The sequence below is a fragment of the Rickettsia gravesii BWI-1 genome (assembly GCF_000485845.1).
Taxonomy (GTDB): Bacteria; Pseudomonadota; Alphaproteobacteria; order Rickettsiales; family Rickettsiaceae; genus Rickettsia; species Rickettsia rickettsii.
On record NZ_AWXL01000006.1, the window covers coordinates 34208 to 45818 of the forward strand.

Below are 11611 nucleotides of genomic sequence, written 5' to 3' on the forward strand. Positions count from 1 at the left end.
TATTATAACTCACTGCTAGTTACAAATTTGTAAGAGGTAGTATTGCTAAATATTCTATGCAATAGTTCATTATTAAGAGCATGGCTGGTTTTGTAGCCTTTAATTGCACTTACAATGCTAGTGCCGCTGGTATATAAATCACCGAATAAATCTAATAGTTTATGGCGAACAAATTCATCTTCATAACGTAAGCCGTTTGGGTTTAAGATTTTATCCTGCTCATCTATTCCTATAGCATTTTCAAATGAGGCACCTTGGGCAAGCCCTTTGCTTTTCAAATAATCAACATCTCTTATAAAGCCAAAAGTTCTAGCATCCGCAATATTTTTAGTAAAAGATTCTTGATCCCTAAAACTTAGATTTTGTCTGCCTATAGCTTTACTACTAAAATCAATGGTTAAATCTACAGTCATGTGATCGGAAGGAGTACAATATAATTCACAATCTTTATGAACTACTTTTATATCTTTTAGAATTTTTAGATATTTTTTAGGAGCATTTTGTAATTTTTTTCCTGCACACTCAATCATAAACACAAAAGGTTTACTACTGCCGTCCATAATTGGTACTTCAGGACCGTCAATTTTAATAATTGCATTATCAATGCTGCATCCCCAAAGTGCTGCCATTAAATGTTCAATTGTTGAAATTTGAACTTTATGATCATTACTGATAGTGGTAGATAACAAGGTATTGGAAACATTGAAATAGCTAGCTTCAATATAATTATTTTCAGAAGATATATCGGTTCTAATGAATATAATTCCGGTATTTTCTTTAGCAGGTTCTATAGTTAACTGGGTACGTTTTCCTGAGTGAACCCCGATTCCGTAACAACTAACCGGTTTTAATAATGTACTTTGCTGCATTTTAGGCATTGTAAAAATATATTTAAATATTAATATTTAATGCTAAATTATACAAGTTATATTATGTTACAGAATATTACACATATATTCGATGAACTTTAAAAATTGGCTGCGTCATCTCCTACAAGAGTTGCGATACTCACTCACGTATTAAGTATACGCGCCGCTCCTCACCTTGTGGATTCCTTGCTCTTTTTGAAGTTGATCTTCGTCTATGTTAGTATAAGACTTCTTGCATAACTTGCTAATAAGGAGAAATTTGAAGGAGACACGGAACGCAGAACCGCAGCGTACACGCAAGTAACGTGAGGATTCGAGTACCGGATCGACGTACAAATTACCCTTATTAGCAAGTTATGCAAGAAGTCTTATTAAAATCTATATAATGTATACTTAATAAAATACCAAAAATGATAAGCTACAAAACTACCGACTACGGCAAAAACGGAAAATAAGAAATCACTGCCGTTAATAGTGCCGTAAGGTACATGAGATGATAAAGCTCCGGCATATATACCGATGCTGCACATTGAAAAATACGAAAATAAAGCTGTTCTAAGTTCGTAATCCCTAAATTTATCAATTAGTATTAAAATATTGCAAATATAAATGGATCCTAAACAACTACCGATTAGTATTATATATAATATATTAAGGTTTTTATTAGTTCCATGAAGCGGTAGTAAAATAAAGCAGACGAGCAGAATTATAGTTAGTGATAAATTAGCCAAATATTTATTTACTTTGCTTAATATATAGCATATAGGAATTATAGAAAAACATATTGCTAGAAAAATATATTTTAGTATAAGTCTTAAATTAATTAATGCTAATTCTTTCTTTAATGCAAAAGCTTCATAATACCATAATATATCCAAGGTAACATAAGCAACTACGAAGCCTGTCAATAATTGTAATTCGACATTTTTTATTAAGGATGAAAATTTGGAATTTAAATTTAATTTATGAGATGTAGGATTATAATGCAGAAATTCGGTTAGTATATTGATACAATATAACAATGCACAAATTACTATAGTATTATTTGTCGGTTTTATAAATGGATTTAATAAATCTACCATTAAGTTTCCACCCGCCCATAACAACATTATACAAGCTAAAAAAAAATATTTCTTTTCTTTGCTACTCTCAATAATGTCTAATGTTATAGAAGTGAAATATGAAAATGTTCCAAAATTAATTACAATAAAATTAATTTTAATTAGAGTATAATTATTTAATAAAATTAGGTTTATTGTACAAATAATTAATAAAGATAAGCTAATTAAAATAATTTTTTGATTACTTAACTTATTAATTAACTGTGTTAAGGCAAAGCCTGCGATTATCGAACCTATAAATTTAGTTTGATTTATATGATTTATTTGTTCTCCGCCTAGATTTTTATTTAGCAGTAAAAAGATTTTAAAATTATAAAAATTTATAGCATTGATACAGGAAAAAATAAATATTCCCAAAAGTGAGAAAAAAATAGTTTTGTAATCGTTTTTTAAAGTCATAAATTAAGTGTTTGCTAAACATAAATACATGGTATATAACTCATAATTATAATAATTAAGATTATTATCTTAAAAATTAAAGAGATTCGTAATTCCATTATTTAAGTATATATGGATAGTTATTAGATTATCAGCTTTTAATCAAGTCCGGTAGTCTTATTTATAGTTTGTATATAATTATTGTTGAATTTTTAAAAAATTAATGCATTAAATAATATGAAAATATTTTAATGTAAGAAAAATAATAATATATTTTTTAGTATTTTAAAGAGGTGTTATTTGAAGTTTATCTAGAATTTCATTTTTGCTCTTTACTCATAGATAAATTATCTATTTAAACAAATTAATACAAGATAAATAATGATTTTTCTTAAGATACAAGCATTATATTAATTATTTGTTCTTCAAGTTAGTGAGCAAGATAAATGAATAAAAAGATTATAATTGATGCTAATTTTCCAAGCGAAACAAGAGTAGTTTTATTAGGACAAAGCAACAATATAGAAGATATTGAATTTCAAACGACCGTAAGACAACAAAATAAAGGTAACATTTATTTAGCAAAAGTTACAAGAATAGAACCGTCGCTACAAGCTGTTTTTATAGAGTACGGAATGGATAAAAGCGGTTTTTTACCGTTTAGTGAAATCCATCCTAACTATTACAATTTGCCTACCTCGGAGAGAAATTTTCCGGTTAATGCTTTTCCTGAAATAGCTCTTTCAAATATTACGGTTGAGGATGATAAAGAGAAACCGGCTGCTATATATGATTCTTTGGTTGATAGTGAAGAAATTGACCTAAAAACCATAGAAGATTTAGTAGAGAGTAAATTTCAGTCAGAACTTAATTTAGAAGCGGCTGATGATATTGAAATGATTCAAAGCGGTACCCCTGAGTCAAATATTCCGCAATATAAACAATATAAAGTTCAAGAAGTAATAAGAAAAAACCAAATATTATTAGTGCAGGTTACTAAGGAAGAACGAGGAAATAAGTGCGCCGCTTTTACTACTTATATATCCTTGGCTGGTAAATATTGTGTTTTAATGCCTAATAAAGGTTCGCAAAACGGTATATCGCGTAAAATATCAAATGGGGAAGAAAGAAAAAGACTGAAAGATATTTTAAATAAAATAGTAAGCGGTGACAAAAATGTTTATAGCGTCATTGTTAGAACCGCAGGTAGAGGAAGTAGCACCTTAGATTTAAAGAAAGACTATAATTATTTAGCAAGGCTATGGAATAAAATTCGTAAAAGTACTATTCAATTTCCGGCTCCGTGTTTTATTCATGAGGAAGATAGTATAATACGTAAAACCATACGTGATATGTGCGATCACAATGTTAAAGAGGTGATCATTCAAGGACAAGAGGGTTATGAAGACGCTTCAAAATTTATGCAGGATTTATTACCTTCAGAGCTTGCAAAGCTGAAAGATCATAAAAGTAAAACCCCTATATTTACTAAGTTTCAAGTAGAAGAGCAATTAGTTAAATTATATCAGCCTGTAGTGACGTTACCTTCAGGAGGATATATCGTTATTAATCCTACGGAAGCTCTTATTTCAATTGATGTAAATTCCGGTAAATCAACTTCTGAACAAAATATTGAAGAAACAGCACTGAAAACTAATTTAGAAGCAGCCAAGGAAGTAGCAAAGCAAGTAAAGCTTAGAGATCTATCAGGTTTGATAGTTGTTGATTTTATAGACATGAGCGAAGCTAAGAATCGTAAAATTATTGAACGATCCTTTAAAGAGTTTTTAAGTCGTGATCGTGCTCGTATACAAACCGGTAATATTAGTCAGTTTGGACTACTTGAATTCTCAAGGCAGAGATTACGTTCTTCTTTCTTAGAAACTAATTCGGCAATTTGTTCTCATTGTAACGGTAAAGGAGTCATTAGAGCGAGTGACGCTAATGCTATGTTAATTTTACGTACTATAGAGAATGAAATTTTTGAAGAAAGAATTGATGTAATAAATGTTTTTACCAATATCATTTCAGTTATTTATCTACTTAATAATAAACGTGCTGAGATAAAATTTATTGAAGAAAAATATAATATAAAGCTTAATTTTTATTCTGATCCTAATGCTACATCAGATAGTTATTCGATTGAAAAAGTGAAGCTGTTGAAGAAAAATAACAATAATTCTGTTAAGCCGGTAATTCAGAATCATAGTGTCGATTATACTGAAGAAGAGCTGAAAAAAGAACAGTTACGCAAAAATAAACATAAATGGAAAACAGCTAATAATAGTAATAATATTGCTAATGAAGTAAAAGATAAGAGTTTAGAGGCAAAAGAATCGGTAGCGCAAACCGTAAGCGTTGTGGAAGAGGTGAAAGTTGTAGAAAGTAATGCCGGCTTAGAAGAAGCACAAGCTGCTCCAAAAAAGACAAAACGTAGATATCGTAATAAAACATCAAATAAGAAATGTCCTTCTAATACCGTCGAAGATACGGAAAAGAATGCATAGTCTTGATTTGAGGGCTATAATATGTCATTCCTTGCATGGCTCGTTTTATGTCATTCCTGCGAAAGCAGGAATCCAGTAATCCTTAATGTCACCCCGTGGCTTGACCACGGGGTCCATAAAAATAATAAAAAATACTAATATTATTAGTATTTTTAGTTGGATCCCGCGATCAAGTCGCGGAAATGATAAACCTATCCACGCAACAAGGCCTACGCAGGGATGACATAGCAATGCCGTAATGACGCGATAAAAAACATAAACTTAAAATAAAAGTGCAGAAAAGTTTAATTACAAAATGGTTGTGTATAAGTTGTATAATGATCATAGCGACGATTGTTATAGGGGGAATAACAAGGCTTACCGGTTCTGGTTTATCTATAGTTGAGTGGCGTCCGGTAACCGGTATTTTACCGCCTTTTAGTTTTGAAAGCTGGCAAGCGGAATTTGCTAAATATAAAGCTTTTCCTGAATATAACTCCGTTAATTACGGAATTACTTTATCACAGTTTAAGTTTATTTATCTGTTAGAGTTTATACATCGATTACTCGGTAGAATTACAGCTTTAATATATATTGTACCTTTAATATATTTTTATTTTAAAGATGTTATAAAAAATCGTGACATGCTACCTTATATAATGGCTTTGTTGTTATTTTGCGTACAAGGCTTTATGGGGTGGTATATGGTTAAAAGCGGCTTGTTGAATAGCCCGTATGTTAGTCATTTTCGACTTGCTTTTCATTTAATTATCGCCGTAATTATTTATTACATACTTTTTTATCAACTAATAAAAAATCGTTGTGATATTTTGTTAATCCCGTCACAAACAGATTTAAAATTACCATTAATATTTTCCGGTATTGCTATTACTGTAGTATATGTGCAAATTTTTTTAGGTGCTTTAGTTGCAGGGCTTGATGCAGGGCTGATATATAATAGTTTTCCGCTAATGGATGATAGCTTTATCCCGATGGAGGTAAAAGATAATTTCTTTGATCTTAAAAATTGGTATGATCCGGTTTTTATACAATTCATACATCGTTTAGGCGGCTATAGCGTATTTTTGATTGTTGTAGTTTTGATAATTTGCTTGTTAAAAATAGAACATCCGAAATTAAATAAGATAGCGTATTTTCTAATGATTGCATTATTGATGCAGGTATCTACCGGAATAATTACTCTTTTGTACTCTGTACCTATAATAATTGCCTCTATACATCAGCTTTTTGCTATAATCCTTTTATCTATAATAATTTGGTGCTATTTTTTAATAAAAAGTTCCTAATTTATTAAAAATATGATCATCGATGTCAATACTCCTATTTCTTCTAGATTAGATAAATATTTAAAACGTCTATATCCCTTATTGACTCAAGGAGTAATAGAGAAAGCATTACGTCAAAAACAAATTACCGTTAATTCTCAGAAAGCAGAAGCGAGTTTAAGAGTAAAGGGCGGCAATAAAATTTTTATTAACGATAAGTTTAATTTACCTGTTAAGCAACCTGAAAAATTAGTTTTTACCGATGCTGAAATTAAGCTAGCGAAGAAAATTACTACCGATTATTTGATATATGCAGATGATAATTTAATAGCTATAAATAAACCTGCAGGTCTTGCTACTCAAGGCGGCAGTAAAATAAATTTATCTATTGACTCTGCATTAAAATATTTGAATTATAAAGGTGCTGATTTTAAGCTAGTACATAGATTAGATAAAGAAACAAGTGGTTTGCTCTTAATAGCCAAAAATTATTTAAGTAGTGTAAAACTTCATGATGCTTTTAAAGAAAAATTGGTTGTAAAAACATATTTTGCCGTAACCTATGGGAAGCCAATTAAAAATGTAGGCGAAGTTAGAAGTAATATAGCAAAGAGTAAAGGAAGTACACCTAAAATTACTGATATTGATAGTGAAAATGGTAAACTTGCTATTACTTATTATAAAGTACTTAAATCACTTGATAATAACTTATTTTTAATTGAATTTACGCCGGTTACAGGTAGGATGCATCAATTAAGGTTGCATGCTAAATTATTAGGTTGTCCGATACTTGGAGATGATAAATATGGTAATAAAGAAATAATGCCTTATAGTAAATATATGTTTTTGCATGCTAATAATATATGTTTATCTGAAAAAATTTTTGGTCAAGAGATTAAGTTAGAAGCAAAATTACCGTTTTATTTCAATAGACGTCTTACATAACTTGCTTCTAAAGGTAATTTGTACGTCGATCCGGTACTCGAATCCCCATGTCAAGTGCATGCTGTGGTTCTGCGTTTCGTGTCTCCTTCAAATTTCTCTTTATTAGCTGCGTTATGTAAGACGTCTATTGATAAGTTTGTGGAGTGTTGCAGTTATGATTCGTAGATATTTTTTATTGCTGCTTTTTTTTATTACTAATTGTATTGATTGTTTTGCAGATATACAGCAAAGAATCAATGAAGCAGAAAAAGAATATATAAGTAATAGATTTTTAAATGCCGTTTTTATGTTTGCCGATGATTATAAACCTTTATTAACCGGTGCTAAAGGAATTTTTGCTTTAAATGGTGAACAATTAAAAGCAAATGAAATGATGCCTATTGCTTCTGCTACAAAGCCTTTTACAGCAGCGGGAATCTTAAAATTACAAGAACAGGCATTATTAAATATTAACGATAAAATTTATAAATATCTTGATCCAGAAATGTGGGGTGGAAAAGTGCCGGATTGGGCATATAAAATATCTATCCATAATTTATTAACGCATAGTAGCGGTATTGCTGAATATTTTAGTTTTGTTAAACTTGATTTAAATATGTCTAAGAAAGAGATTTACAAGAAAATATTACAATTTGTTTCTTCTAAGCCTTTAGAAATATCTATAGGGAAAAAATTTAAATATAGTAATACTAATTTTGTTATACTCGGTATGATTATAGAAAAGGTGGCTAAAAAAGATTTAGCTAACTTTTTTTATGATGAATTTTTTAAACCGCTTAATATGAAATCTACTAGTTTTGCTTCATATAGTGAAGCTGCTAGAATCCAAAAAAACGTTATTAGTTCTAATTATCCGGTAAGATATTTTTTAACGCCTAATAATAGTAATAAACCTATATTTACTCCTGTAACTGCTGATTTTTTAGCAGTTCCTTGTGCTGACGGTGGTATAATATCAACACCGGTTGATCTTATTAGATGGTATAGGGCATTAAATGAGGAGAAAATTCTTTCTAAGAAGTCGTATAAACTCATGACTACTAAATATTTTTTAGCAAAAGATATAGAAGGGCGTAAGTCTTATACGGGTTACGGTATTTTTCTTACTGATCTTGATTCTAAGCGTTTAATGATTCATTATACGGGAAAATCCCTTGGAATACAAAGTGAAGCAGGATATGTTTTGCCTGATAATCTTTATTTTGCTATACTCAGTAATACTATGATGAAAATTCCTGAAGAAGAAAAAGATAAAATTGACATGAAAAATCCTTTAAATCAACTTGGAATAGTTTATTTTAGAGATGCAATAATAGGGGCAGCTATAAAAAATTAAATAGACTTGTTGTATAACCTATCTTATAAAGAGGAATTTGAAAGAAACACGGAACGCAGCACCGCAGTGTACACTTAGTACGTGAGGATGCGAGTACCGGATTGACATACAAATTACCTTTAGAAGGAGGTTATACAACAAGTCTAATGAAGATAGTTACTTGGAATATTAATTCATTGCGTCTACGGATCGATTTATTAAGAAAATTAGCATATGAACATCAGCCGGATATTATTTTACTTCAAGAAACAAAGGTAGCTGACTCATTATTTCCTCTTGAAGTTATTAAAAATATAGGCTATGAATATGTAATATATTCAGGGCAGAAATCATATAACGGTGTTGCTATTATTTCAAAATTTCCTTTGAATAATGTTTTTTCATTGGAGTTATATAATAGTGATAAAAGGCATATAGCAGCTATAGTTAATGATATAGAAATACATAATTTTTATGTTCCTGCCGGCGGTGATATACCTGATATCGAGGTAAATGCAAAATTTAAGCATAAGCTCGAATATGTAAGGTTAATGCAGGAATGGTTAACGACTAACCGTACTAAAAACGATAAAATGATTATTGTCGGGGACTTGAACATTGCTCCGCATGAACATGATGTATGGTCTAGTAAGCAGTTGCGAAATGTTATCAGCCATACCGATATTGAACGCTCGTTATTGGTAGAGCTACAAAATGCGTTAGGTTTTATTGATAGTAGCAGACATTTCGTATCGCTTGACGAAAAATTTTATACTTGGTGGAGTTATAGAAATATAGATTGGAAAAAATCTAACAGAGGTAGAAGGCTTGATCATATTTGGGTTAGCGATAATTTAAAAGGTGCATTATTTTCTATGCATTTACTACCAGAAGTACGTGATTGGTTTCCCCCTTCGGATCATGTACCATATTTTGTGACTTTTAATTTACAGATGTCACCCCGTGACTTGACCACGGGGTCCAGTTCAAAATAAAAAAAAAGACTGGATCCCGTGGTCAAGTCACGGGGTGACAATAGTCTTAAGGAGTAATTAGTGGATATTAAGTTAGGAAAATATAAGCCGACAAAGGAAGAATATATAAAAAGCTTTAAAGATATGCTCCTACTGCGTCGTTTTGAAGAAAAATGCGGTCAGTTATACGGAATGGGAGAAATCGGTGGTTTTTGTCATTTATATATAGGGCAAGAAGCAGTAATTTCTGCAGTAGATATGGTTAAACAAAAAGGTGATAGCACTATTACTAGCTATCGTGACCATGCTCATATTATTTTAGCAGGAACTGAGCCTAAGTATGTTCTGGCCGAGCTTATGGGGCGTGCTACAGGTTGCTCGAAAGGTAAGGGTGGCTCGATGCATTTATTTGATGTACCAAACAAATTTTACGGTGGACACGGTATAGTAGGGGCTCAAGTACCGATAGGCACAGGGCTTGCGTTTGCTGAAAAATATAACGATACGCATAATATCTGTTTTACTTTTTTAGGTGACGGTGCCGTTAATCAAGGTCAGGTATATGAAGCTTTTAATATGGCTGCTTTATGGGGTTTGCCGGTAGTTTATATTATTGAAAATAACGAATATTCGATGGGGACGTCTGTAGCACGTTCTACCTTTATGCGTGATTTATATAAGAAAGGGGCATCGTTTGGGATTAAAGGATTTCAGCTAGACGGTATGGATTTTGAAGAAATGTATGACGGCTCTAAGCAAGCAGCCGAGTATGTGAGAGAAAATAGCTTTCCGCTGATATTAGAGGTAAAAACTTATCGTTATCGTGGGCATTCGATGTCCGACCCGGCAAAATATCGCAGTAAAGAAGAAGTTGAGCAATATAAAGAGCGTGATCCGTTGGTAATAATAAGAAAAACGATACTCGACAATAAATATGTAACCGAGGCGGATTTAAAAGCAATAGAACAGTCGGTAAAAGAAATTGTGAAAGAAGCAGTAGAATTCTCAGAAAATTCACCGCTACCTGATGAAGGGGAGTTGTATACACAGGTGTACTGTTAAGGTGTCATTGCAAGGAAAAACTGTAAGTTTTGACGAAGCAATCTCAGGAATTTGTTATTATTTCATGAGATTGCCACGCAGCCTACGGCTGCTCGCAATGACGTTCACGCAGGCAAGCCTCCTTGCAATAACGTTTAATTTAATCAAATAAAAAAGAAAAATGCAAATAACGGTACGTGAAGCGTTGTGTGATGCAATGCAAGAAGAGATGATAAGAGACGACAAGGTTTTTGTCATAGGTGAGGAAGTTGCAGAATATCAAGGAGCTTACAAGGTAACTCAAGGATTACTAGAGCGATTTGGTCCTAAGAGGGTCATTGATACACCGATAACGGAATATGGTTTTGCAGGGCTTGCAGTCGGAGCAGCTTTTGCAGGACTTCGCCCGATCGTGGAGTTTATGACCTTTAACTTTGCTATGCAAGCATTCGATCACATAGTTAATTCAGCTGCAAAAACGCATTACATGTCAGGTGGGCAGGTCAAATGTCCTATAGTATTTAGAGGACCAAACGGAGTAGCAAGTAGAGTAGCTGCACAACATAGCCAAAATTATACAGCTTGCTATTCCCACATTCCGGGATTAAAAGTAGTAGCTCCTTATAGTGCAGAAGATCATAAAGGACTTATGCTTACAGCTATTAGGGACGATAATCCCGTTGTTTTTTTAGAAAATGAAATTTTATACGGTCATAGTTTTGACGTGCCGGAAACAATCGAGCCTATATCCTTTGGTCAGGCAAAAATTTTAAGAGAGGGTAGTAGTGTCACTATAGTAACTTTCTCGATTCAAGTAAAACTTGCCTTAGATGCTGCAAATGTTTTGCAGAATGATAATATTGATTGCGAGGTTATTGATCTTCGCACTATTAAACCGCTTGATACTGAGACAATAATAGAATCAGTGAAAAAAACTAATTGTTTAGTTGTAGTGGAAGAAGGGTGGTTTTTTGCAGGTGTTGGTGCAAGTATAGCTTCTATTGTTATGAAAGAAGCATTTGATTATTTAGATGCTCCGATAGAGATTGTAAGCGGCAAAGATCTTCCCCTTCCTTATGCTGTTAATTTAGAAACACTAGCTCTGCCGAGTGAGAGCGATGTAATAGAAGCCGTTAAAAAGGTTTGTTATTATAGTATTTAATGTATTAGCTTAGTTTTTTCATCATTGCGAGCAA

At 32.1% G+C, this 11611-nt stretch carries 9 protein-coding genes and 3 pseudogenes; 9 read left to right on the forward strand and 3 right to left on the reverse strand.

What is annotated here, in order from left to right; all coding sequences use genetic code 11:
* Nucleotides 1–2: 2 nt before the first annotated feature.
* Nucleotides 3–869 carry a UDP-3-O-acyl-N-acetylglucosamine deacetylase gene (lpxC, locus tag RGRA_RS0102380; protein WP_024547247.1) on the reverse strand — a complete coding sequence of 289 codons (867 nt, stop codon included), beginning with the start codon at nt 867–869 and terminating at the stop codon, nt 3–5.
* A gap of 232 nt (nt 870–1101) precedes the next feature.
* Between lpxC and RGRA_RS11690 the strand changes: the two are divergent.
* Nucleotides 1102–1251 (forward strand): annotated as a pseudogene (locus tag RGRA_RS11690) (palindromic element RPE1 domain-containing protein); the annotation flags it as partial.
* Here RGRA_RS11690 and RGRA_RS0102385 read toward each other — a convergent pair.
* A complete protein-coding gene (locus RGRA_RS0102385) occupies nt 1241–2389 on the reverse strand; it encodes a hypothetical protein (protein WP_017443296.1) in 1149 nt (382 codons plus the stop codon). The pseudogene RGRA_RS11690 and the gene RGRA_RS0102385 sit on opposite strands and share 11 nt — an antisense overlap.
* Before the next feature lie 425 nt (nt 2390–2814).
* Between RGRA_RS0102385 and RGRA_RS0102390 the strand changes: the two genes are divergently transcribed.
* The 3 genes from RGRA_RS0102390 to RGRA_RS0102400 all read left to right on the forward strand — a co-directional run bounded on the left by RGRA_RS0102390 (nt 2815) and on the right by RGRA_RS0102400 (nt 7085).
* The gene (locus RGRA_RS0102390) at nt 2815–4875 is read left to right on the forward strand and encodes an Rne/Rng family ribonuclease (RefSeq protein ID WP_017443196.1); all 2061 of its coding nucleotides are present in this window, start codon (nt 2815–2817) and stop codon (nt 4873–4875) included.
* A 272-nt stretch (nt 4876–5147) separates the two neighbouring features.
* Nucleotides 5148–6161, forward strand: a complete 1014-nt coding sequence (locus tag RGRA_RS0102395; protein WP_017443197.1) for a COX15/CtaA family protein — start codon at nt 5148–5150, stop codon at nt 6159–6161.
* Between the two features lie 12 nt (nt 6162–6173).
* The gene (locus RGRA_RS0102400) at nt 6174–7085 is read left to right on the forward strand and encodes an RluA family pseudouridine synthase (RefSeq protein WP_017443198.1); all 912 of its coding nucleotides are present in this window, start codon (nt 6174–6176) and stop codon (nt 7083–7085) included.
* On the opposite strand, the pseudogene RGRA_RS11695 reads toward RGRA_RS0102400, so the two are convergent.
* A pseudogene (locus RGRA_RS11695) lies at nt 7064–7213 on the reverse strand (palindromic element RPE1 domain-containing protein); the annotation flags it as partial. The gene RGRA_RS0102400 and the pseudogene RGRA_RS11695 overlap by 22 nt on opposite strands.
* Before the next feature lie 26 nt (nt 7214–7239).
* Between RGRA_RS11695 and RGRA_RS0102405 the strand changes: the two are divergent.
* The 5 genes and pseudogenes from RGRA_RS0102405 (at nt 7240) to RGRA_RS0102420 (ending at nt 11577) form a co-directional block, all read left to right on the forward strand.
* Nucleotides 7240–8421, forward strand: a complete 1182-nt coding sequence (locus RGRA_RS0102405) for a serine hydrolase domain-containing protein (protein ID WP_017443199.1) — start codon at nt 7240–7242, stop codon at nt 8419–8421.
* Nucleotides 8422–8555, forward strand: a pseudogene (locus RGRA_RS12485) (palindromic element RPE1 domain-containing protein); the annotation flags it as partial. It abuts the gene before it with no gap.
* Nucleotides 8556–8567: 12 nt separating this feature from the next.
* On the forward strand, nt 8568–9395 hold the full coding sequence (xth, locus tag RGRA_RS0102410; RefSeq protein ID WP_024547248.1) for an exodeoxyribonuclease III: 828 nt from the start codon (nt 8568–8570) through the stop codon (nt 9393–9395).
* Between the two features lie 60 nt (nt 9396–9455).
* Entirely contained in the window at nt 9456–10436 is a 981-nt protein-coding gene (pdhA, locus tag RGRA_RS0102415; RefSeq protein ID WP_017443201.1) for a pyruvate dehydrogenase (acetyl-transferring) E1 component subunit alpha, read from the forward strand.
* A gap of 160 nt (nt 10437–10596) precedes the next feature.
* Entirely contained in the window at nt 10597–11577 is a 981-nt protein-coding gene (locus RGRA_RS0102420; protein WP_017443203.1) for a pyruvate dehydrogenase complex E1 component subunit beta, read from the forward strand.
* The last annotated feature ends 34 nt before the right edge of the window (nt 11578–11611 follow it).